General features: G+C 73.6%; 21 protein-coding genes and 1 other RNA gene. 10 read left to right on the plus strand and 12 right to left on the minus strand.

The genetic code is table 11. The features are described 5' to 3' along the window. Positions 1-140 precede the first annotated feature (140 nt). Entirely contained in the window at positions 141-1,655 is a 1,515-nt protein-coding gene (locus ACGFNN_RS03645) for an MFS transporter (protein WP_393552524.1), read from the plus strand. 20 nt (positions 1,656-1,675) lie between these two features. Here ACGFNN_RS03645 and ACGFNN_RS03650 read toward each other — a convergent pair whose 3' ends face one another. From ACGFNN_RS03650 to ACGFNN_RS03675, 6 genes are all read right to left on the minus strand, one after another. Next, positions 1,676-2,308, minus strand: coding sequence for a response regulator transcription factor (locus ACGFNN_RS03650; protein WP_362670686.1), 633 nt, complete (start codon positions 2,306-2,308; stop codon positions 1,676-1,678). A gap of 96 nt (positions 2,309-2,404) precedes the next feature. Next, the gene (locus ACGFNN_RS03655; RefSeq protein ID WP_393552527.1) at positions 2,405-3,610 is read right to left on the minus strand and encodes a sensor histidine kinase; all 1,206 of its coding nucleotides are present in this window, start codon (positions 3,608-3,610) and stop codon (positions 2,405-2,407) included. A gap of 42 nt (positions 3,611-3,652) precedes the next feature. Next, positions 3,653-4,372 (minus strand): ABC transporter permease, encoded by a 720-nt coding sequence (locus tag ACGFNN_RS03660; RefSeq protein WP_393552530.1) that lies wholly within the window; start codon positions 4,370-4,372, stop codon positions 3,653-3,655. After that, positions 4,372-5,349 carry an ABC transporter ATP-binding protein gene (locus ACGFNN_RS03665; protein WP_393552533.1) on the minus strand — a complete coding sequence of 326 codons (978 nt, stop codon included), beginning with the start codon at positions 5,347-5,349 and terminating at the stop codon, positions 4,372-4,374. The genes ACGFNN_RS03660 and ACGFNN_RS03665 overlap by 1 nt, the downstream gene beginning before the upstream one ends. Before the next feature lie 149 nt (positions 5,350-5,498). Continuing rightward, on the minus strand, positions 5,499-5,675 hold the full coding sequence (locus tag ACGFNN_RS03670; protein WP_362543871.1) for a hypothetical protein: 177 nt from the start codon (positions 5,673-5,675) through the stop codon (positions 5,499-5,501). 111 nt (positions 5,676-5,786) lie between these two features. Next, complete coding sequence (locus ACGFNN_RS03675; protein ID WP_393552914.1) at positions 5,787-7,073, minus strand: hypothetical protein; 1,287 nt, start codon at positions 7,071-7,073, stop codon at positions 5,787-5,789. Positions 7,074-7,931: 858 nt separating this feature from the next. Here ACGFNN_RS03675 and ACGFNN_RS03680 point away from each other — a divergent pair. The 3 genes from ACGFNN_RS03680 to ACGFNN_RS03690 are packed head-to-tail and all read left to right on the plus strand — an operon-like array spanning position 7,932 to position 10,770. Continuing rightward, positions 7,932-8,768, plus strand: coding sequence for a Nif3-like dinuclear metal center hexameric protein (locus ACGFNN_RS03680; protein WP_362670645.1), 837 nt, complete (start codon positions 7,932-7,934; stop codon positions 8,766-8,768). Continuing rightward, the gene (locus tag ACGFNN_RS03685) at positions 8,765-9,508 is read left to right on the plus strand and encodes a zinc ribbon domain-containing protein (RefSeq protein ID WP_393552917.1); all 744 of its coding nucleotides are present in this window, start codon (positions 8,765-8,767) and stop codon (positions 9,506-9,508) included. Before ACGFNN_RS03680 ends, ACGFNN_RS03685 begins: the two co-directional genes overlap by 4 nt. Continuing rightward, positions 9,508-10,770 carry a bifunctional RNase H/acid phosphatase gene (locus ACGFNN_RS03690; RefSeq protein ID WP_393552536.1) on the plus strand — a complete coding sequence of 421 codons (1,263 nt, stop codon included), beginning with the start codon at positions 9,508-9,510 and terminating at the stop codon, positions 10,768-10,770. Before ACGFNN_RS03685 ends, ACGFNN_RS03690 begins: the two co-directional genes overlap by 1 nt. 92 nt (positions 10,771-10,862) lie before the next feature. On the opposite strand, the gene eda is transcribed toward ACGFNN_RS03690, so the two are convergent. The 3 genes from eda to ACGFNN_RS03705 form a co-directional block, all read right to left on the minus strand. Further along, the gene (eda, locus tag ACGFNN_RS03695) at positions 10,863-11,510 is read right to left on the minus strand and encodes a bifunctional 4-hydroxy-2-oxoglutarate aldolase/2-dehydro-3-deoxy-phosphogluconate aldolase (RefSeq protein ID WP_362543861.1); all 648 of its coding nucleotides are present in this window, start codon (positions 11,508-11,510) and stop codon (positions 10,863-10,865) included. A gap of 186 nt (positions 11,511-11,696) precedes the next feature. Beyond that, entirely contained in the window at positions 11,697-12,497 is an 801-nt protein-coding gene (gene yaaA / locus ACGFNN_RS03700; protein ID WP_393552539.1) for a peroxide stress protein YaaA, read from the minus strand. A gap of 84 nt (positions 12,498-12,581) precedes the next feature. Then, positions 12,582-13,814: an MFS transporter gene (locus ACGFNN_RS03705; protein WP_393552542.1), complete on the minus strand. Its 1,233-nt coding sequence runs from the start codon at positions 13,812-13,814 to the stop codon at positions 12,582-12,584. A 147-nt stretch (positions 13,815-13,961) separates the two neighbouring features. Between ACGFNN_RS03705 and ACGFNN_RS03710 the strand changes: the two genes are divergently transcribed. The 5 genes from ACGFNN_RS03710 to ACGFNN_RS03730 all read left to right on the plus strand — a co-directional run bounded on the left by ACGFNN_RS03710 (position 13,962) and on the right by ACGFNN_RS03730 (position 17,372). After that, a complete protein-coding gene (locus tag ACGFNN_RS03710) occupies positions 13,962-14,897 on the plus strand; it encodes a LysR family transcriptional regulator (RefSeq protein ID WP_393552544.1) in 936 nt (311 codons plus the stop codon). A 170-nt stretch (positions 14,898-15,067) separates the two neighbouring features. After that, entirely contained in the window at positions 15,068-15,589 is a 522-nt protein-coding gene (locus ACGFNN_RS03715; RefSeq protein WP_362543848.1) for a TetR/AcrR family transcriptional regulator, read from the plus strand. Positions 15,590-15,645: 56 nt separating this feature from the next. Next, an RNA gene (gene rnpB / locus ACGFNN_RS03720) (RNase P RNA component class A) lies at positions 15,646-16,045 on the plus strand. Between the two features lie 367 nt (positions 16,046-16,412). Continuing rightward, on the plus strand, positions 16,413-16,877 hold the full coding sequence (locus ACGFNN_RS03725; protein WP_393552547.1) for a hypothetical protein: 465 nt from the start codon (positions 16,413-16,415) through the stop codon (positions 16,875-16,877). A gap of 219 nt (positions 16,878-17,096) precedes the next feature. Next, the gene (locus ACGFNN_RS03730; protein WP_393552550.1) at positions 17,097-17,372 is read left to right on the plus strand and encodes a hypothetical protein; all 276 of its coding nucleotides are present in this window, start codon (positions 17,097-17,099) and stop codon (positions 17,370-17,372) included. A gap of 238 nt (positions 17,373-17,610) precedes the next feature. Here ACGFNN_RS03730 and ACGFNN_RS03735 read toward each other — a convergent pair whose 3' ends face one another. The 3 genes from ACGFNN_RS03735 to ACGFNN_RS03745 all read right to left on the minus strand — a co-directional run bounded on the left by ACGFNN_RS03735 (position 17,611) and on the right by ACGFNN_RS03745 (position 20,026). After that, positions 17,611-18,540 (minus strand): LLM class F420-dependent oxidoreductase, encoded by a 930-nt coding sequence (locus ACGFNN_RS03735; RefSeq protein WP_393552553.1) that lies wholly within the window; start codon positions 18,538-18,540, stop codon positions 17,611-17,613. A gap of 126 nt (positions 18,541-18,666) precedes the next feature. Beyond that, complete coding sequence (locus ACGFNN_RS03740; RefSeq protein WP_393552556.1) at positions 18,667-19,470, minus strand: SGNH/GDSL hydrolase family protein; 804 nt, start codon at positions 19,468-19,470, stop codon at positions 18,667-18,669. Then, positions 19,457-20,026 (minus strand): PadR family transcriptional regulator, encoded by a 570-nt coding sequence (locus ACGFNN_RS03745; protein ID WP_393552559.1) that lies wholly within the window; start codon positions 20,024-20,026, stop codon positions 19,457-19,459. The genes ACGFNN_RS03740 and ACGFNN_RS03745 overlap by 14 nt, the downstream gene beginning before the upstream one ends. Before the next feature lie 140 nt (positions 20,027-20,166). On the opposite strand from ACGFNN_RS03745, the gene ACGFNN_RS03750 reads away from it, so the two are divergent. Beyond that, positions 20,167-20,601 carry a nuclear transport factor 2 family protein gene (locus tag ACGFNN_RS03750; protein ID WP_393552562.1) on the plus strand — a complete coding sequence of 145 codons (435 nt, stop codon included), beginning with the start codon at positions 20,167-20,169 and terminating at the stop codon, positions 20,599-20,601. Positions 20,602-20,730: the final 129 nt, after the last annotated feature.

Consider the following 20,730-nt stretch of genomic DNA (forward strand, 5'->3'; position numbering starts at 1 on the left):
AGATATTCCGGTGAACGCGGCGTAACAACGGGAAAGTCGGTACGGGTCCTACGGTCCGGGTCCTACGTCGAGAGGCCGAGACAGGACGCGACCTGAGGGGGAGGGGAAACGGATGTACGGGGCACGCGTGGCCTGCGAGCATGACCCCCATGGCTGACGACTCCCTCCCCGCACGCCCGCCCGCCCGGCCGAGGACCCGCACCTGGGCCGTGGTCGCCGCGGCGTGCGCGGGACAGTTCCTGGTCGTCCTCGACGTGTCCGTCGTCAACGTCGCCCTGCCGTCGATGCGGACCGACCTCGGCCTGAGCGCCTCCGGGCTCCAGTGGGTCGTCAACGCCTACGCGATCGCCTTCGCCGGCTTCATGCTCCTCGGCGGGCGGGCCGCGGACATCTACGGGCGCAAGCTGATGTTCCTGACCGGGATCGGGCTCTTCACCGCGGCCTCGCTGGCCGGAGGGTTCGCCCAGGAGGGATGGCAGCTCCTCGCCGCCCGCGCCGGACAGGGGCTCGGTGCCGCCGTGCTCTCCCCGGCGACGCTCACCATCCTCACCGCGGCCGTACCCGAGGGCCCCGCGCGGACCAGGGCCATCGGCACCTGGATGGCGGTCGGCGCGGGCGGTGGAGCGGCCGGAGGCCTGATCGGCGGGGTGCTCACCGACGTCCTCTCCTGGCGGTCGGTGCTGCTCATCAACGTGCCCGTCGGAGTGCTCGTCATCGCCGGTGCGGCGGCATGGCTGGCCGGGGGCCGGGCCGGCGACCGGCGCCGGGTGGACCTGCTGGGGGCGGTGCTCGTCACGGCGGGCCTGGCGACGACCGCGTACGGCATCGTCCAGACCGAGGCCGCGGGCTGGGGCGCCGCCGGCACGCTGGTGCCCCTGCTGGGCGGCCCCGCACTGCTCGGCGTCTTCGTCCTCGTCGAGACGCGGGTGGCCGCCCCGCTCATGCCGCCGCGGGTGCTCGCGGCACGCGCCGTCCTGGCCGCGAACGTGGCCATGCTGCTGCTGGGCTCCGCGACGTTCGGCATGTGGTACTTCATGACCGTCTACGCCCAGAACGTACTGGGGTACTCGCCGCTGGAGGCGGGCTTCGCACTCGTACCGACCTCGGCCGCCGTGTTCGCCGGCGCGAAGGCTGCGCCCGCGATCATGGCCCGCACCGGGGCCAAGCCGCTGGCCGTGGCGGGCGCCCTCGTCGCGGCCGCCGGTTTCGGATGGCAGTCCACGATGGGCGTGGACGGCTCCTACCTCACCTCGGTCTGCCTCCCCGGCATCCTGATGATGGCGGGCTCCGGACTGGCCTCGACCCCGCTGGCCACGCTCGCCACCTCGGGGGCGGCCCCCGGTGACGCCGGACTCGTCTCCGGGCTCGTCAACACCTCCCGCACGATGGGCGGTGCGATGGGCCTCGCCGTGCTGTCCACGGTCGCGGCGGCCCGCACCGCCGGCTCGTCGGAGGCGGTGGAGATCACCGCCGGGTACGCCCTGGCCTTCCGGACCTCCGCCCTCGTCCTGGTGGCGGGGGCGCTGATGATGCTCCTGTGGCTGCCGGGCCGGACCGACGGGACGTCACGGCTCCTGGGCGCGAGGGCCGGCGGCGTGCCGGGGCGGCCGGGGCGCGAGTCCCCGTCCGCGGTCCCGCGCTCCCCGAAGGCCTGAGGGCCCTGGCCGACGGTCCGTCAGAGCCAGCCCTGTGAACGGGCCGCCCGCATCGCTTCCATGCGGTTGCGGGTGCCCGTCTTGCCGATGGCCGACGACAGGTAGTTGCGCACCGTCGACTCCGACAGGCTCAGCTTCACGGCGATGTCGGCGACCGTCGCCCCGTCCGCCGACGCGTTGAGCGCGTCGCGTTCCCTGGGGGTCAGCGGGCACGGGCCCGCGCCCAGAGCGGCGGCGGCCAGCGCCGGGTCGATCACCGTCTCACCGCCCAGCGCCCGCCTGATCGCCTTGGCGAGTTCCCCGACCGGACCGTCCTTCACCAGGAAGCCCGCCGCCCCGGCCTCCATCGCGCGCCTGAGATAGCCCGGCCTGCCGAACGTCGTCAGGATCAGCACCCGGCACTCCGGCGCCTCCGTACGCAGGTCGGCTGCGGCGTCCAGCCCGCTGCGCCCCGGGAGCTCGATGTCCAGCAGCGCCACGTCCGGGCGGCAGTGGAGCGCCGCGTCCACGATGGCGTCACCGGTCTCCACCTGGGCGACCACGTCGAAGTCCGGCTCCATCCCCAGCAGCAGCGCGAGCGCGCTGCGCATCATGCCCTGGTCCTCGGCGAGGAGGATCCGCACCGATCCGGTGGGCCGGTGGTCCCGCGGCATCTCGTTCACGGCCACAGCGTAGGCTGCGCGGCGCCCGGGAGAGCCCTGCGGCGCCGGGGTGTTCCCCACGGGCGCGGCCGGTTCCCTGGCGGATCGTCAGCGGCGTTCCCGCTCCGGGGGATCGAGTGGATCGGCTGCCGACGGCTCCGCGGCGGGGCACTCCGTGGTGCCGTCGGGAGCGGTCACCGGGAGCTCGGCCGTCACCACGAAGCCGCCGTCCGGCCCCGCGCCCGACTCCAGCGAGCCGCCCGCGGCGGCCAGCCGCTCGCTCAGCCCTCTCAGCCCCGTACCGCCGCCCGCCCCGTCCGCGGGACCGGTGCCGTCGTCCGCCACGGTCAGCCGGACCCGGCCCCGCGCACGGTCCAGGGTGAACACACAGCGGGTCGCGCCGCTGTGGCGTACGGCGTTGGTGACCGCTTCCCGGGCCACCCAGCCCAGCAGCGCGTCGGCCCGCGGGTCGGGCGGCGGGCCCGAGCGGTGGACGACCTTCTCGATCCCCGCAGCGGCCAGCACCGTTCCGGCACGGTCCAGTTCGGTGGCCAGACCGCCCTCCCGGTAGCCGGTAACCGCTTCCCTGACCTCCCTGAGCGCCTGCCGGCCCACCGACTCGATGTCGTGGATCTGGGCGATCGCGGCGTCGACGTCGTGCGGGGCGAGCCTGCGCGCCGCCTCCGACTTGACGACGACGACCGACAGGGTGTGGCCCAGCAGATCGTGCAGATCGCGCGAGAACCGCAGCCGTTCCTGCTCGACCGCGGCGCGGGCGAGCTCCCGCCGGGTCTCCCGCAGCTCCATCACCGTCTCGGAGAGGGTGAGGATCGCCGCGGTCACCGCCCCGGAGATGACGGTCCCGTAGCCGATCGTCCACGGCTGCGAGACGTGGTCACCCTGCCACAGGGCCACCGCGCAGGCCCCCGCTCCGAGTGTCAGGAGGCTGACGCCGAGCAGCCGGCCCCGCAGGATCGTGCCGACGGCCAGCGAGTACAGGGGGAAGAAGAGCAGCCAGTTTCCCCCGTAGCCGACCGCCAGCCCGACGGTGACGGCTCCCATCAGGGCGAGCAGCACGTACGACGTGGTGCTCTCCCGCCGTCTCCGGTCGAAGCCCCGGAAAACCACCGAGATGTAGAGGGAGTTGAAGGCCAGCAGCCCCAGCCCGCCCACCCAGGGGTTGGAGGTCTCGCCCTGCCAGAGGTTGGAGAACGAGCCGAGCCCCATCAGCAGCGTGGGCAGCAGCACGTACGGACCGGGCGGGCCGGGCCTCCTGTCGGCCCCTTCCCTCGCACGCCGCAGCATCTTCCTCATACGCCGCTCCTCACACGGACCGCCCGCATCCTCACTCCTCACTCAGACGCTCCTGGCCGAACGACGGTAGGAGATCACGGAGTACCCGCCGAACAGCACCAGCCAGACACCCAGGACGGCGATGTATCCGGCGGCCGGGAAGTGACCGGCGACCACCGACCGGCCGAGCCCGGAGAACCCGTACGCGGGAGACAGCTCACCGGCGGCGCGCAGCCATCCCGGGAACAGTTCGATCGGGAACCAGAGACCCCCGATCACCGCGAAGCCGGTCAGGCAGGCCACGTTGACCACTCCCGTGCCCTGCGGGGTCAGCCGGTAGCCGTTGCCGATGCCCAGCAGGGTGAAGGGCAGCGAGCCCGCCCACAGCAGCAGCACCAGCGCCGCCCACTGCCAGACGTCCAGCCGCACCCCGTTGACCAGCGCCCCGGCCAGCAGTACCGCCGCGACCGCCGGCAGGACCGTCACGGAACCGCTCACCGCACGGCCCGCCACCGCCCGCCCGGGGGACAGCGGTGTGATCCTCAACTGCCGCAGCCAGCCGAGGGACTTGTCCGAGGCGATGCCCGTCCCGATCGCCATGGAGGAGCCCAGCGCACCGTAGGCCGCCATGCCGACCATCGAGGCCGCCGCCCAGTCGTGCTCGTCGCCCCCGCCCAGATTGGTGAAGAGCAGATACATCATCACCGGCATGCCCGCCCCGAAGATCAGGTACGAGGGGTCACGCAGGGTACGGCGGATCTCCAGAAGGATGTAGGGGAACATCACACGGTCTCCTGTCCGGTGCGGGTCACGGTGGGCGCGGCGGCGTCCGGCGTGGTGTCCGGAGGCGCGGTCAGCGAGAGAAACGCGTCCTCAAGGGTGGCCCTGCCGACCCCCAGGTTCCGGACGGCCCCCAGGGCGGCCAGCGCGACGACCGTCGCGTCCGGGTCGTCGGAGCGCAGGTGCGCGCGCCCGCCCCGCATCTCCACACGGACGACACCGGGGAGAGAACCCAGCTCGGCCGCGGACCGCCCCGCGTGGTCCAGGGACACCAGGCCACCGCTCACCGACCGTCCGATGGCCTCGGAGCTGCCGTCGGCGACGATCCGGCCCCGGTCGAGGACGACGATCCGGTCGGCGTACCGGTCCGCCTCCTCCAGCTGGTGGGTGGAGAACAGAACGGTGCCGCCGCGCTCCGCGAACCTCCCGACGGAGTCCCAGAGCGCCCGCCGCGCCTCCACGTCCAGCGCGGACGTCGGCTCGTCCAGCACGATGAGTTCGGGGTCGCCCGCGAGCGCGACGGCGAAGCGGACGCGCTGCGTCTGACCTCCCGACAGCTTGTCGATGCGCCGGTCCGCGTACGCGGTCACCCCGGCCAGCGCGAGCGTCTCCTGCACGGGCAGCGGGCGCGGGTGAAGGGCCGCCACGAACCGGACCAGCTCACGTGCCGTCACCCGGGGGATGGGCCGCCCGTCCTGGAGCATCGCCCCGGCCAGCCCGGCCCGGACCGCCCGCTCCGGGTCCTGCCCCAGCAGCCGTACCGTGCCGGAGTCCGGGGTGTCGAGCCCCAGCAGCAGGCTGATGGTGGTGGACTTGCCCGCGCCGTTGCGCCCCAGGAGGGCGACCGTCTCACCGCGTTCCACCACGAGGTCGATTCCGTCGACCGCGCGTACGGTCTTCCCTGCTCTTCCGTAGCCCTTGTGCACCCCGGTGAACACCACCGCGGGTCCGATGCCTCTGATCTGTGCGGTCCCCGTCATGAAAACGACGCTACGGAACCTGAGTTGCCGGGGGCAGGGGCGTGTGTACGGAGTCGGCCGGGACAAATGTCACGGGTGCGCGGGGCGGGAACGCCGAGGGCCGCCGCAGCCGGACGGCTGCGACGGCCCTCTTCCCGTGCGGTGCGGCCTCAGGCCGCCGCGCCGCCACCCCCTTCGGAGGGGCGGCGGTGACGGCCGTGCGGCTGCACGGTCTCGCCCTCCGCGGAAGCGCCCCCGCGGTGCTTTCCGTAGCCTCCGGCTTCGGCCCCTTCCGCGTCCGCCTCCGGCGGCAACGGCTGGGTCGTGTCGGTTCGGGCTTCAGACATGTGGGAAGTCTCCCCGTTGCAATCGCTTACGTGTGTGTCGCGGCCCCGCCGCCCTCCGGCACGGTCACCGTCGGCGCCCGGACGGTACGGCTGCGTAGCCCGGGGCAGAGTTTATCCAGGTGCGGTCCGGCCGGTGAGAGGCGCCTGCCCCAGCGGAACAGGCGTACACGCGGCAGTCGCCGGAGCCTCCCCGGAGGGAGTCGTTCCATTCGCGACGGCCTGGTGCGGCTGATCGGTGGGAGCCTCCAGCAACGCCACGGCGCAGGGGGCGTCCTCCTGCGCGTAGGGCAGATGCAGCAGGCCGTCCCGGGTCCAGAAGCCGGAGCCGGTCAGCCATCCGGCGGGCGCGGCGAACTGGTGCAGCCGCCGGCCGGCCGGACGCCAGAGCCCCACCCAGCTGCCCTCCCGCCCGTCGATCCGCAGCGCCACCGCGCAGCTCTCCGGCATCAGCATCTGGCCCGGCTGCACGGCGAACGGTGTCATCGTCACCTCGGGTACGCGCAGGCACTCCGGGAAACGCACCGGCAGACAGCTGCCGAGGACACCCCAGCCGAGCCGGTCCTGGCCCGGCGCGTCGGAGCTGACCACCAGCAGGCCGCTGTCGGCGTCCGCCAGCAGGACCCGGTCGTTGCTCTCCGGGGCGATCTGCAGCAGCGGGGTCACCTCGCCGCCGCGCCCCAGATCCACCACGATCGTCTTCACCGGCCCGCCGCCCGGCATCTGCCGGTCCAGGGCGAGCAGCCGGCCCTCGCGGTCGAGCCAGGCGCCGCCCGAGCACCGCCCCGGGACGTCCGCGATGTGCTCGGGGCCGTACGCCCCGCCCGCGACCAGCCAGACGCCGGTGGAGCGGGTGCCGGGAAGCAGGGCGTAGACGTTCATGCCGTCGGGGGCCGGGGGGAGGAGCGTGAGCTCCGTGCCGATCACGGCGCCGAGGGGAAGCTCACCCGTGTCCGGCCCGGTCGGATAGAGGAGGGAGAACGTGTGCCGGTCCGCCGCGGCCCGCCTGCGGATCAGGACCCGCCCGTCCGAGAGGGGCAGCACCTCGGCGTCCGCCGCCTCCGGCCGGTCGAGGGGGAGGGGCACGGCGTACGGCTCCGGCCCGTCGAGCGTCCAGCGCTCCGGGCACCAGCCCGCCCCTCCTTCCGGCTCCCCGGCGGGGGTGAGCCGTGCCGCGTACGAGTGGTCGGCGGCGATGGTGAGCGGCCGCGGCCCCGGTACCCGGGAGCTCACCGGCACGGAGACCGGCACCGGCGCCTCGGTACGGAGCTCCGCGTCCGCCACGGGTTCCGGCGCTCCGGCGGATCCCCCGGCCGCGTCCCCCGCCACGGCGTCCGGCGTCCGCGTCCCGGCCGGTGAGGGCGCGGGCGCCACGGCGGGGGCGGGCGGGGCGGCCGGCATGGGCGGCACGACGGGCATGGGCGGTACGGACGGGACCCTCACCCGTACGGAGACTCCCGGAGCGACCGTGCCCGAGGCTCCTCCGCGCGAGGCGGTGCCGGTTCCGTACGCACCCGGGAGGCCTCCGCGCGGAGCGGTGCCCGTCCCGTACGCGCCCTGGCCGACGGCCGGCGGGAGGCCGGAGGAAGCCGCGGCAGGCGGGGGGCCGGACGCGTCCGTGGCACCCGGGGCCGTCCCGATGTCCGCCCGGGGCGCCTCGGGCTCGCCGGGAGACGGAGGGGCGACGGCGTCCGTGACGCCGGGAGCCCCCGCTCTGAGCGGATCCCCGCCCTCGTCGGACGTCGCCATGGTGTGGGCCTCTCCGGGCCGGAGGGGCCCGTCCGGTTCAGGGGGGCGGGGCGCGGATCCGGCCGTCGCAACGGCCTCCGCGACTCCGGTGGTCTTGTCCTCTATGGCACAGGCAGTCATGGTCCGGTCACCTCCGGCAACCGAAGCTAGATTTCGCGGTTCCCGCCGGACAACACGAGCTTCGGCACTTCACACATAAGGGTGCCGATGTCCTGATTCGCCTGCGAAGGCCGGGCGGACTGTGCTGTCGGACCCTGTGTCCGAGGCGGGTGATCCGTCCGGGAAGCCCTCGCGCCTCATCCGTACGCAGCGGCGCACGCCCCCGCATGCCTGGGGAGCCGCCCGGCCGTCCGGCTCCGCTTCCGCCGGTGCGCGGTCCCGGTGATCCCGGCCCCGGGCCGCCTCACGCACCACCGCGCCGGGTGACGAGCCGTACCGGCCGCCGGACCTCCTGTGCGGGGACCGGCGGGCAGGGGCGACGGGGCGCGGTGGGCAGGTAGCCTTTCTCCCGTGCCCCGTCTGTCTGAAGTCATCGCCGAGCTCGACGCCCTGTGGCCCCCCGAGCGGGCCGAAGGATGGGACGCCGTCGGCACGGTCTGCGGCGACCCCGGTGCGGAGATCCACCGGGTCCTGTTCGCCGTCGATCCCGTGGGGCCGGTCGTGGACGAGGCCCGCGCCCTCGGCGCGCACCTGATCGTCACCCACCACCCGCTCTATCTGCGCGGTACGACGACGGTCGCGGCCTCCACCTTCAAGGGCCGGGTCGTGCACGACCTCATCAAGCACGACATCGCCCTGCACGTCGCGCACACCAACGCGGACACCGCCGACCCGGGCGTCTCCGACGCCCTCGCCGCCGCGCTCGACCTGCGGGTCACCGGCCCGCTGGTGCCCGACCCGACCGACGCCGCGGGCCGCCGCGGGCTCGGCCGGATCTGCGAGCTCGACCACCCCGAGTCCCTCCGCGACTTCGCCGCCCGCGCCGCCGCCCGGCTGCCCGCCACCGCGCAGGGCATCCGGCTGGCAGGCGACCCCGACGCGGTCGTGCGCCGCGTCGCGGTGAGCGGCGGCTCCGGCGACAGCCTCTTCGACGCCGTGCGCGCGGCCGGTGTGGACGCCTTCCTCACCGCGGACCTGCGCCACCACCCGGCCTCCGAGGCCGTCCAGCACTCCCCGCTCGGCCTCGTCGATGCCGCACACTGGGCTACCGAATGGCCCTGGTGCGAGCAGGCCGCAGCGCAGCTCGACGCACTCTCCGACCGCCACGGATGGGACCTGAGGGTCCATGTCTCGAAGCGGGTCACCGACCCCTGGACCGCCCACCACTCTTCTGGAGCCCCCAACTGAACGCCGCGCCCGCCGACCAGATCCGACTCCTCGAAGTCCAGGAACTCGACGTACGTCTGTCGCAGCTCTCCCACAAGCGCACCTCGCTGCCCGAGCACGCGGAGCTCGAATCGCTGGGGAGCGACCTCGCCCAGCTGCGCGACCTGCTCGTCGCCTCGCAGACCGAGGAGAGCGACACCACCCGCGAGCAGACCAAGGCGGAGCAGGACGTCGACCAGGTGCGCCAGCGCGCCGTCCGCGACCAGCAGCGGCTCGACTCGGGCGCCGTCTCCTCGTCCAAGGACCTGGAGAGCCTGCAGCGCGAGATCACCTCGCTCGCCAAGCGCCAGGGCGACCTCGAGGACATCGTCCTCGAGATCATGGAGCGCCGTGAGTCGGCCCAGGAGCGTGTCGCCGAGCTGACCGAGCGCGTGAGCGCCGTGCAGGCCAAGGTCGACGACGCCACCGCACGCAGGGACACCGCCACCAAGGAGCTCGAGGCCGAGGCCGCGGGCGTCGCCAAGGACCGCGAGGTCGTCGCCGGTGCCGTCCCCGCCGACCTGCTCAAGCTCTACGACAAGCTCCGCGCCCAGCAGGGCGGCGTGGGCGCGGCCCGGCTCTACCAGCGCCGCTGCGAGGGCTGCCGGCTGGAGCTGAACATCACCGAGGTCAACGACGTGAAGGCCGCCTCCCCCGACACGGTGCTCCGCTGCGAGAACTGCCGTCGCATCCTGGTCCGCACCTCGGAGTCGGGGCTGTAATGCCCGGTCCCCGCCGGGTGGTCGTCGAAGCCGACGGAGGGTCCCGCGGTAACCCGGGGCCCGCCGGTTACGGCGCGGTCGTCATCGACCCGGACACCGGCGGGGTGCTCGCCGAGGCGGCCGAGTTCATCGGCGTCGCGACGAACAACGTGGCCGAGTACAAGGGCCTGATCGCCGGTCTCACGGCGGTCAGGAACCTCTTCCCGGACTCCGCGGTACAGGTGCGCGTCCGGATGGACTCCAAGCTGGTGGTCGAGCAGATGTCGGGCCGCTGGCAGGTCAAGCATCCCGCCATGAAGCCGCTGGCCCAGGAGGCCGCGGGCATCCTGCCCGCCGCCTCGGTCACGTACGAGTGGATCCCCCGCGCGCAGAACAAGCACGCCGACCGGCTCGCCAACGAGGCGATGGACGCGGGCGGGCGGGGCGAGCAGTGGGACCCCGGAGCCTCCAGGGCCGACCGGGGCACACCCCGCACCCCGGCGGGGGCACCGCCCGTCGACGGCCCGCCCGGCGACGCGGTGGCCGGGGCCGCGAAGGTACGGGCCGCCCTCGCGGACGCCCGCCCCGCCGCTGCCCCCACGAGCACCCCGCAGGCGGACGCCACTCCGCAGGTCGGCTGGGGCAGCGCACCCGATCTGGGCGCGCCCACGGCCTTCGTCCTGCTCCGCCACGGCGAGACGGCCCTCACCCCCGAGAAGCGGTTCTCGGGGAGCGGGGGCAGCGATCCGCAGCTGTCGGCGACCGGCCGTCACCAGGCCGCCCGCGCGGCCGAGGCGTTCGCCGGGCGCGGCACGGTCCAGGACATCGTCAGCTCCCCGCTGCGCCGATGCCGGGAGACGGCCGAGGCCGTGGCCTCCCGGCTGGGCCTGGAGGTCCGGATCGACGAAGGGCTGCGCGAGACCGACTTCGGCGCCTGGGAGGGGCTCACCTTCGCCGAGGTGCGGGAGCGGTACGCCGCGGACCTGACCACCTGGCTGACCTCGCCCGACGCGGCACCCACGGGTGGTGGCGAGAGCTTCGCCGAGGTGGCCGAACGGGTCTCGGCGGCCCGCGACCGGCTGATCGCCCGCCACGCGGGCCGTACGGCGCTCCTGGTCACCCATGTCACGCCGATCAAGACGCTGGTCCGGCTCGCGCTCGGAGCGCCGCCGGAGTCGCTCTTCCGTATGGAGCTCTCGCCCGCGTCCGTCTCGACGGTGGCGTACTACGCGGACGGCAACGCGTCGCTGAGGGTCCTCAACGACACCTCGCACCTGCGATAGGCACGGCCGCGGGGCCCGGCCCTCGCGTACGGCACGAGCCGCACGCGAGGACGGGGCCCCGCAGGACCTTGTCGGCCGGACCGGCCCCCGGATCAGCCCTTGGCCAGCGCGGACGCCTCGGCGGCGAGCCGCTCCACGCGCGCCCAGTCCTTGGCGGCGACGGCGTCACCGGGAACCATCCAGCTGCCGCCCACGCAGCCGACGTTGGGCAGGGCCAGGTACGACGGCGCCGAGGCGAGCGAGATGCCGCCGGTCGGGCAGAACCGTGCCTGGGGGAGGGGCGAGGAGAGCGCCTTCAGGTAGGCGGTCCCGCCCGCGGCCTCGGCCGGGAAGAACTTCATCTCCGTGACCCCGCGCTCCAGCAGCGCGACGACCTCGGAGGTCGTCGAGACGCCGGGCAGGAAGGGCACGCCCGACGCCTTCATCGCGTCCAGGAGCGCGTCCGTCCAGCCGGGGCTGACCAGGAAGCGCGCACCCGCGGCGACCGTGTCCTCCACGTGGGCCGGGGAGATCACCGTGCCGGCGCCGACCACGGCGTCCGGGACCTCGGCGGCGATGGCACGGATCGAGTCCAGTGCCGCCGCCGTCCGCAGGGTGACCTCGATGGCGGGCAGCCCGCCGGCGACGAGCGCGCGGGCCAGCGGCACCGCGTCGGCCGCGTCCTCCAGGACGACGACGGGCACGACGGGGGCGAGGTCGAGGACGGAGGCGGACACGGCGGAGGGCGCGGAGGAGGTCATGGCCTCATCCTGCCGCGAGAACCGCACAATACGCAACGCGCGTTGCGCATGCTGCAACGCACCGGAGAAGTGTGGATCGGCGAACCTGGACGGGGTTCGCCGGCAGTGGCCCCGGCTGCCGGCGAACCCCGTCCAGGTGACACCCGGTCCGGCCCGGTGGCGGCCCCGTCGTGCGCGTTCGGTGGGTCAGTGGATCTCGGTGACCACGACGTCGAGCGACCAGGGCCGTCCGGCCCGTCCCGGCGCCTGCGCCTCCACCACGTGGCCGAGGTCACGCAGGACGTCCACCAGCTGCGCGGGCCCCTTCGGCCGGGCGCCCGCCACGAGCAGATCACGGACCAGCCGGCCCTTCGTCGCCTTGTTGAAGTGGCTGACCACGGACCGCTTCTCCACCCCGTCGACCATCCGCGACTGGAGCACCCGCACGCTCGCCGTACGCTCCGCGACCTCGCCCTTCGGCTTCCAGGCCCCGGTGTACGCGGACGACCGCAGGTCCAGGACGAGGCCCTCGCTCGCCGTCTCGGGCATGACCGACGCCATCGGTGCCCGCCAGAACGCGTTCAGCGCCCCGAGGCCGGGCAGCTTGACCCCCATCGACAGCCGGTACGAGGGAATCCGGTCGCCCACCCGCACCGCACCCCACAGCCCGGAGAAGACCAGCAGCGACGTGGCCGCCCGGCGCCTGGCCGCCGCGTCCAGCGTGGCCAGGCCGAGGGCGTCGTACAGCACACCGGTGTAGATCTCCCCGGCCGGCCGCGTCCCGGCGGTACGCAGCTCCGCGTTCTTCGCGATCTCGCCGCGCAGCCCCTCGCTCAGACCCAGCACCTCGCGGGCCTTCTCCTCGTCCGCCAGGCAGAGCTCGACCAGTTCGTCGAGGACGGCGGCCCGCGCGTCGGCGAGACCCGGCAGGGACAGGGACTCCGGCTTCAGAGGTGCCCCGCGCCCCGAGGCGGCCTTACCTTCGGAGGGCGGCAACAGCACGAGCACGAGGGTCTCCTTCACGCGGCACGGGGCCCCGGGCGGGTGGGAGCCCTCCGGCAAGGGTACGGGCCGCCCCCTCGGGTCCCGTACCTAGCGGCCCTGCTCCGTCTCCACGGGCGACGGCGCCCGGCGCGGGAGCAGCAGCGGTGTCGCCAGCAGGAGCAGCCCGGCCAGCCCGACGGCCGTACGTGGACCCGCGAGGCTGCCCAGCACACCCCAGAGCGCCGTCAGGAGCGCGGTGGCCGCCCTGGTCGTCACGGCCCAGGCGGAGAGCGTGCGGGCGACCCGGTCCGCGGCGGTGCGCTCCAGGCGGCAGGTGGCGGAGACCGGGTTGAAGACCCCGCAGCAGAGGATCAGCCCGAACTCGACCCCGATGACCAGCAGCAACCCTCCCGTACCGGGCCCCACGAAGGCCAGGCCGGCCGGCCAGAGCGCCCGCAGCGCCCCGGACCAGGCCAGGGCCCGTCGCTGCCCGAAGCGGACGACGAGTGGCCCGGCCAGCCGGGATCCCAGCAGACCGGCGACCGAGGGAGCGGCGAAGGCGAGTCCGTACTGCCAGGGGGCGAAGCCGAGTTCGCCCAGCATCAGGACGGCCAGCAGCGGGGAGGAGGCCATCACCAGGCCGTTGAAGACGGCGGTGTTCAGGAACAGCGGGCGCAGCGTCGCGTCGGCCAGGATGTACCGCCAGCCGGCCAGCAGGTCCCCGGCCCGCAGTCGCGGCCCGTCCGGGCGTACGGGCGACGGCTCCTCACCGCCCATCGCGCGCAGGCCCAGGGCCGAGAGCAGATAGCTGACCGCGTCCGCCGCGACCGTCACCACCGGTCCGAGGAGTCCGGTCAGCGCGCCGCCCAGCGGGGGTCCGACGACCGTCGTCGTCCACGCCGTGGACTCGAACCGGGCGTTGGCCACGAGGAGTTCGTCAGCGGCCAGCAGGGTCTTCAGATAGGCGCCGGAGGCGGCGCGGAAGGTGATGTCGGCCGCCGCGACGACGACCGAGACCAGCACCAGCTGAAGGAAGGTGAGCACCCCGAGCGCGTACGCGGCGGGAACCGTCAGCAGCGCCGCGCACCGCACCAGGTCCATCGCGACGAGCACCGGCCGCTTGCGGCGGAACTCCACCCACGGGCCGAGCGGCACCGCCACGGCCGCGCCCACCGCCGCCCCCACCGAGGAGAGCACGGCCACCTCGGCCGGCCCGGCGTCCAGCACCTGGATGGCGATCAGCGGGAACGCGCCGAAGGCGAGCCAGGTGCCGAGCGCACTGGTTCCGTAGGCTCCCCAGAGCCATCCGAACCGCCGCCCCAGCCGGTGCCCGCTCCTCATGCCCCGGTGCCCCTCGCCTCACGCCCGTACAACCCGTCCGCGTACGGGTCCATCAAAGCGAGCGCGACGAGCAGGGATCAAACAACCTGTGGGGCGCTTCGCACAACCATCGGTTGTACCGGACGGCGTGATGCCTAGGCTGTCCCCATGGACCTCGAAGCCGTCCGTACCTTCGTCGCCGCCGCCGACTCGGGACAGTTCCGGGAGGCGGCAGCCGAGCTGGCCGTCACCCAGCAGGCCGTCTCCAAGCGCATCGCCGCGCTGGAGCGCACCCTCGGGGTGCGGCTCTTCACCCGTACCGCCCGGGGGGCCGAGCTCACCATCGACGGGCAGGCCTTCCTGCCCCACGCACGGGAGCTGCTCCGCGTCGCCGAACGCGCCGAGACCTCCGTGCGCACCGGCCGCCGCCCTCTGCGGGTCGACATCATCGCCTCACGCGGCGCGGCGTCAGGCCTGATGCGCGGTTTCCACCGTGCGCACCCCGAGATCGAGCTCGACGTGGTGATGCTGTTCTCCATCGAGACGGCCGTCGACGCCATCCGCTCCGGAGAGATCGACGCGTCCTTCCGCGCCGTCACCGCCCCCGGCAGACCACTGCCCGAGGACATCGCGGCCGCGCGGGTGCTCGACGAGGAGCTCGAACTCCTCACGGGCCCGCACCACGCGCTCGCGGGCACCCGCTCGGTGACCCTCGCCGAGCTCGTGGGACACCGGATCTGGATGCCCGGCATCGTCCCCGGGACCGAGTGGGCGGCCTACTACGACGAGCTCGTCGCCGAGTTCGGCCTCACCATCGAGGCGACCGGACCCAACTTCGGCTCGGACGCCCTGCTCGACACCGTCGCCGACACCCCGGCCCTGGCCACCTTCATGGGCGGGCGGACCCGTCTCGTCTGGCCGGCGGGGCACGGCCTGCGCCGCATCCCGGTCACCGGCCCGACCCCCGTCTACCCGCACTCCCTCCTCTGGCACCGCGACAACCCCCACCCCGCCCTGGACACCCTGCGCTCGTACCTCGCCACCGCCACGGCCGGGCAGGACACGGCGGGGACCTGGACCCCGAGCTGGACGAACGCGCGCTGAGGCGGCCGCCCGGCCCGTGTCCGGGCAGGTTCCGCCCGAGTGCGGAACCTTCGGTTCCGGACACGCCGCGGCGCGGCGGGCCGCTCGACGACCGGCTCGTCCCCCTCTCGTACGATCACGTACTCGGTTACGGACCGCGTACCGACTCCGTACCAGGGAAGGCCTTATGTGTGAGTGACCTCGCGACCGCCCCGACCGCCGGCCGGCCCCGGCAGATCGTCTCGGCAGCCCGCACCCTGCTGGAGACGGAGGGCCCTGACGCGCTCACCATGCGAAGACTGGCGGACCGGGTCGGCGTGAAGGCACCGTCCCTCTACAAGCACTTCCCGGACAAGTCGTCCGTGGTGACGGCGCTGGCCACCGAGATGCTCCGGGAGACCGCCGGGGTCCTGACGGCGGCCGAGGCGGCGGCTCCCGGGTCCTTCTCAGCCCTCGCCACCGCCTACCGCGCCTACGCCCTCGCCCACCCGCACCTCTACCTCCTGACCATGGGCCGCACCATCCCCGACGGGGCGGCCGCCGACGCCGCGGCCGCGCCCCTGGTCCGGGCGGCGGGCGGCGACGAGGACCGGGCCCGCGCCGCCTGGGCCTTCGCCCACGGGATGCTCGTCCTCGAACTCAACGGCCGGTTCCCCCCGGGCGCGGACCTCTCCGCCGCCTGGGAGGCGGGCATCGCCGCCTTCACGGCCTGACCCGTCGGGCGCACGGAGGTGCCCGCCCCGCCGGGTAGCATGGTCACCACGGCAGACGAGCCGGGCGGGCGGCCGCGTGAGGATCTCCGGATCCTCCCGAGGAACGTCCGGGCTCCACAGGGCAGGGTGATGGCTAACGGCCACCCGGGGTGACCCGCGGGACAGTGCCACAGAAAACAGACCGCCCGGGACTCCGGTCCCGGGTAAGGGTGAAACGGTGGTGTAAGAGACCACCAGCGCCTGAGGCGACTCAGGCGGCTAGGTAAACCCCACCCGGAGCAAGGTCAAGAGGGAGCACCCCGGTGCTCCTGCGCGAACGTCCGAGGGCTGCCCGCCCGAGTTCGCGGGTAGACCGCACGAGACCGGCAGCAATGCCGGTCCTAGATGGATGGCCGTCTCCCCGGCCGCCGCGAGGCGACCGGGCGACAGAACCCGGCGTACAGCCCGACTCGTCTGCCGCCCCACCTGCGGCTTTGCCTCGGAAAGGGCCTCTGACCTGCGTCGGAGGCCCTTTCCGGTCTTTCGGGGCTTGCCCGTCAGGCGGCGCAGGTTTCGGTGTGGGGCTCTTTGATCCTCGTGCGAGGTCGGAAGCGGGAATTACCGAGTACGTCCGGGCCCCGCGGGACGCGTCACCACCGATGGTCACCTGGATCGCACGGGGGGCAGTGGCTGTGCCGGGCACCCTCCGTACCGCCGCGAGCCGTTCCGGATACAGGACTCCGACATTGTCACGGAAGTGCCACCGCCTGGCACGGCAAGACGAAATCAGCCTCCCAGTGGATAGCTTGAGCCCGCCATCTGCCGCACACCTGAAGGGATTTACATGAGGTTCAAGCGTTTCGGCCGGCTGGGTGCCACGGGCGGACTGGTCGCGGCGGCCCTCGCCACGTCGATCGTCGCCACCCCCTCCTCGGCCTCCGCGGCCGACGACGGGTGGCTGTGCTACGGCAATGAGGTCAAGCGGTGCGCGATGGTCTACTGGAACGGCACGAACAAGACCTTCCAGGCCAAAGCGAAGATCACTGACGTGGCGGGTGGCGGCGACTACTCGGTCAAGGTCACCAACGTGAAGCTGGAGCGCTACCCGGCGGGCAAGCGGGTCACGATGCGCACGGCGAACGACTACGACGACTGGCACGCCACCGGTGACTCGGCTGCCACCAGCGGCGTCAGCGCCTGTGCGTACCCGCAGGACAGCTGGCGCGTCGTAGCGACGTTCAGCTGGCGCAAGGGCACGGCCTCGGAGGACAAGGCCTGGCGCCCCGACATGTCGTGGGTCGGCTGCTGAACCACCGAAGGCGGCGTCCGTCGCGCACCGGCCGGTGCGCGACGGACGCATGCCCGCCGGGCGGACGACGCTACTTTCGCAGTGAGCAGGAATGGGGCCAAGACCCAATCCTGCCCACTGATGAGAACGGTAGATTCGCTACGTCCGATGCACGCGTCCGCTTCAAGGTGCAAAGCAACGCAAGGGACCGGGGCGGGAGACCAAGAGGAGACGACTCGTATGGAGCGCACCACCCACGTCAGCAGTGACGGTCGCCGCCGCGTCGATACTCTCGGCCCGTCCGTCGTCCCGGGGTGGGATCTGGTCTACGACCACCCCGAGGACCACGCTCAGGTCATCCGGCGAGAAGAGAGCACCTACGCGCTGGCTTGCACGCGGCATCGGCATGCGAAGGCGCTGTCCACGCAGAACGAGGAACGCTCGTGGCGCGAATCCGGCGGCTGGTGCCCCGGGTGCGTGGCCGAACTCCCCTTGGCCGCCGACGAGACGGCGTGACCGGGAGCGGTGGTTGTCTGCCGACGCAGGCGATGCGCCCGACGGGGCGGCCTTGGCGTACAGGCGCTGGGACTCGGCAAGGCTGGGTGCGCCCTGACACCTCCAGCTCAGCACCAGGTCGAACGGCGACCCCGGCCGCCCGGGACTGCCGTGGGATCGCGCACCGACCGCGGACGGAGCGCCGGTCGGCGGTGTCCTGAGCGACAGCCCACCGGCCGGCGTCGGTGCGGGTGTGTCCTCAGATCCCGGCCGCCCGCGCCCCCTCGTACACCTCGGTGGCTACGTCGACGAGTTCCGAGGCGTCACGGAGTGTCGCCTGGAGGTCCAGCAGGATCGCGGGAACCCCGGTGGCGGCATGGGCGACGAGATCCTCGACGATCTGCGAGGCATCACCATGGAACGGCTTCCGGTCGGCGCCCGGCAACGGCTCGGCGGTGTAACGGGCGTTGGCGCGGGCCCAGACGCCCAGCGGGCGCTCGCGCCCGCGTTCGGCGGCGGCCTCCTGTACCCGCTGCCACTGCTGCGAGAGCTGCGCGGGGCCCATCGCCACCGGCATCCAGCCTTCCGCCCGGTCGACCAGGCGGCGGGTCGCCCGGGGGCTGCTCGCGGGGAGGTAGACGGGGATGGGGCGGGCCGGCTTGGGGCCGACCTCGGAGGGTGCGATCGTGGTCAGCCGGCCCTTGTACGAGACGGGGTCCGGCCCCCAGACGGCCGCGCAGACGTCCAGCAGCTCGTCCAGGACGGCGCCGCGCTGCTCGAACGGGGCGACGGAGGCGGCCGCGTACTCGTCCAGGGACCAGCCCGTGCCCAGCCCCGCGATCACCCTGCCACCGCTGGCCGCGTCCAGAGAGGCGAGGGAGCGGGCGAGCTGGAAGGGCACGTGCAAGGGGGCGACGAGGACGCTCGTGCCGAGCTGGACGCGTTCGGTGGCGGCGGCGGCCAGTGTCAGGGTGATCAGGGGATCGGCCACCCCGCGGTAGTTGTCCGGCCAGGGGAGCCCCGGCACCCCGTACAGGCCCTGGGTGGCCGGTTGCGGGAAGAGGATCCGCTCGTACACCCACAGGCTGTCGTACCCGGCCGCTTCGGCGGCCCGCGCCACCAAGGGGACGTCGCGGCCGATGTCGTACTGGTTCGCCTGCGGCAGACCGAGACCGAGTGCAATGGGCATGCTGTCACTCCCGCTTCAGTTGACCTAGGCAACCATCCTACGAACCGCTCGGATCCCGGCGGCAGGGCGTCGCGATCACCGGGCCGGGCCGCCCGCCGAGCCGCCCCGGAGCGACGCCCACGCCGGTCAGAGGCCGCCCGTGTCCTGAACCTCGGCGGTGGTGAAGGGCAGCAGTTGAGGGCGTTTCGCCGTGCGGCCGTCTCCGGATGACCGGCCGCGCAGCCGGCGTCCGAGCCACGGACCCAGGAACCCGGCAGCCCAGCGCACCTCGGCCACGGCGGCCCGCCCGCCGGTGAGGGCGGTCAGCGGTGGCAGGGGCCGGGCCCAGGTGTCGTCGCTGCCGGGGAGCCCGAGGGAGTGGGCGACGGCGGCCGCGATCCGCTCGTGGCCCAGCGGGCTCGCGTGCAGGCGGTCGGCGCTCCACAGCCGAGGGTCCGTGGCGACCGGATACCGGTCGCACTCCGCGACCGTGACGCCGTGCCGTTCGGCCGCGGCGCGGATACGGGCGTTGAGCTCCAGCACCCGTGACCTGACCGGCCGGGCGGCCGGGGCGATCTTCCCGACGTCGGGGAAGGTCAGGGTGGCCACATGGGCCCCGCCCGCGGTGAGCGCCGCGAACATCTCCTCCAGGTGCCCGGCGACCTCCGCCGCGTCGAACCGGGGCCGGAGCACGTCGTTGACCCCGGCGACCACCGTGGCCAGGTCCGGACGCAGGGCGAGGGCCGGGCCCAGCTGCTCCGCGTGGACCTGGTGGGCGAGCCGCCCCCGCACGGCCAGGTTGGCGTACTCGAGTGCGGGGGCGGCTGCCGCCAGGTGCCCGGCGAGCCGGTCGGCCCAGCCTCGCAGCCCGGTGACGTCGTCGCCGTCGCCCACACCCTCGGTCTGGCTGTCGCCCAGGGCGACGTAGCGCAGGTACTCACCGCCGGCCACGGACATCACTCCTCTCGCGCAGGAGAGCCGCGACCCGCAGGCACCAGTCCCGGGTGTCCCGCTCGAAGGCCAGGCCCCGCATGCAGGTCAGATACGGGCCGATCCGCTCGCCCCGGAGCAGGAACTCCTCCTCGTCCGCGTCGCCGCGCATCTGCCGCAGCAGCCCCCCGAAGAGCTCGATCCTCGCCTCGGCCGCGGACGCCCGTTCCTCGAGCTGCGCGATGAGCGGAGCGCTGTCGACGCGATCGGCGGCCTGGACCTTGACGAGCAGGTCGTCGCGGATGAACGAAGGCTTCGACACGGCCGCGGCGAAGCTCTCCAGCTCCGCGAGACCGGCGTCCGTGACCCGGTACACCCGCTTGGTGGGCCGGGTCTCCTGGACCACCTGCCGCCCCGCGACCAGTCCGTCCTGCTCCAGCTTGGCCAGCTCCGTGTAGAGCTGCTGGGGAACGGCGTGCCAGAAGTTGGCCACCCCGATGTCGAAGGCCTTGGCCAGTTGGTATCCGCTGTACTCGCCGTCCAGCAGCGCGGCCAGCACGGCATGTCGCAAGGCCATCGTCGGGACCCCTTCCCTTTTCGCGTCCGCCTCCCCATCATACTCAAGAAAGTTAATAGTCATTTTGTTGAGTATGTAGAGGTGCCCGGCAGCCGGCCGACCGGAGCGCCGGAGCGCCGGACCGAGCAGCAGGAGGAGTCATGGAGCAGACCGCCGATCGTTTCCGCGCCGCGGTGGAGAAGGGTGATCTCGCGGCACTGGAGGAGCTGTTCACCGAGGACATCCGCCTCTGGAGCCCGGTGAAGTTCACCCCATTCGAGGGCAGGCCCATGGTGCTGGGGCTCTTCGGCGTCCTGCTGCGGACCTTCGAGGACTTCCGCTACACCGGGCGGTTCGAGGGCACGGCCGAGGCGGGGAACGGCGGGCCGGACGCACCCTCCGCGATCCTCGTGTTCCGGGCGACGGTGAACGGCAAGCAGATCCACGGGATCGACATGCTCCAGTTCGACGAGGACGGCCGCGTCAAGGAGTTCACGGTGATGGTCCGCCCGCAGTCCGCGGTGCACGCCCTGGGGGAGGCGGTGCTCGCCGGCCTGGCGGCCGAAGGGCTCGTCCCGCCGCCCGACGGCCGCTGAAGGGTACGGACACGGCGGCGGGCACCCCGGCATCGCGCGGGGGCCCGCCGCTTCGGCGTGTTCCGGCCAGGTGCGCCGGCCGTCCACCGGGCCGCCCGGCCCGGGTTGCCGGGCTGTAAGGGGCCCCGT

Source organism: Streptomyces sp. NPDC048590 (genome assembly GCF_043199535.1).
Classification (GTDB): domain Bacteria; phylum Actinomycetota; class Actinomycetes; order Streptomycetales; family Streptomycetaceae; genus Streptomyces.

Excerpts from the sequence above, each read along its gene's own strand:
- ACGFNN_RS03645 (WP_393552524.1), top strand. The coding sequence starts at position 141 with ATGACCCCCATGGCTGACGACTCCCTCCCCGCACGCCCGCCCGCCCGG.
- ACGFNN_RS03650 (WP_362670686.1), bottom strand. The coding sequence starts at position 2,308 with ATGCCGCGGGACCACCGGCCCACCGGATCGGTGCGGATCCTCCTCGCC.
- ACGFNN_RS03655 (WP_393552527.1), bottom strand. The coding sequence starts at position 3,610 with ATGAGGAAGATGCTGCGGCGTGCGAGGGAAGGGGCCGACAGGAGGCCC.
- ACGFNN_RS03660 (WP_393552530.1), bottom strand. The coding sequence starts at position 4,372 with ATGTTCCCCTACATCCTTCTGGAGATCCGCCGTACCCTGCGTGACCCC.
- ACGFNN_RS03665 (WP_393552533.1), bottom strand. The coding sequence starts at position 5,349 with ATGACGGGGACCGCACAGATCAGAGGCATCGGACCCGCGGTGGTGTTC.
- ACGFNN_RS03670 (WP_362543871.1), bottom strand. The coding sequence starts at position 5,675 with ATGTCTGAAGCCCGAACCGACACGACCCAGCCGTTGCCGCCGGAGGCG.
- ACGFNN_RS03675 (WP_393552914.1), bottom strand. The coding sequence starts at position 7,073 with ATGCCGGCCGCCCCGCCCGCCCCCGCCGTGGCGCCCGCGCCCTCACCG.
- ACGFNN_RS03690 (WP_393552536.1), top strand. The coding sequence starts at position 9,508 with ATGCCCGGTCCCCGCCGGGTGGTCGTCGAAGCCGACGGAGGGTCCCGC.
- eda (WP_362543861.1), bottom strand. The coding sequence starts at position 11,510 with ATGACCTCCTCCGCGCCCTCCGCCGTGTCCGCCTCCGTCCTCGACCTC.
- ACGFNN_RS03705 (WP_393552542.1), bottom strand. The coding sequence starts at position 13,814 with ATGAGGAGCGGGCACCGGCTGGGGCGGCGGTTCGGATGGCTCTGGGGA.
- ACGFNN_RS03710 (WP_393552544.1), top strand. The coding sequence starts at position 13,962 with ATGGACCTCGAAGCCGTCCGTACCTTCGTCGCCGCCGCCGACTCGGGA.
- ACGFNN_RS03725 (WP_393552547.1), top strand. The coding sequence starts at position 16,413 with ATGAGGTTCAAGCGTTTCGGCCGGCTGGGTGCCACGGGCGGACTGGTC.
- ACGFNN_RS03730 (WP_393552550.1), top strand. The coding sequence starts at position 17,097 with ATGGAGCGCACCACCCACGTCAGCAGTGACGGTCGCCGCCGCGTCGAT.
- ACGFNN_RS03735 (WP_393552553.1), bottom strand. The coding sequence starts at position 18,540 with ATGCCCATTGCACTCGGTCTCGGTCTGCCGCAGGCGAACCAGTACGAC.
- ACGFNN_RS03745 (WP_393552559.1), bottom strand. The coding sequence starts at position 20,026 with ATGGCCTTGCGACATGCCGTGCTGGCCGCGCTGCTGGACGGCGAGTAC.
- ACGFNN_RS03750 (WP_393552562.1), top strand. The coding sequence starts at position 20,167 with ATGGAGCAGACCGCCGATCGTTTCCGCGCCGCGGTGGAGAAGGGTGAT.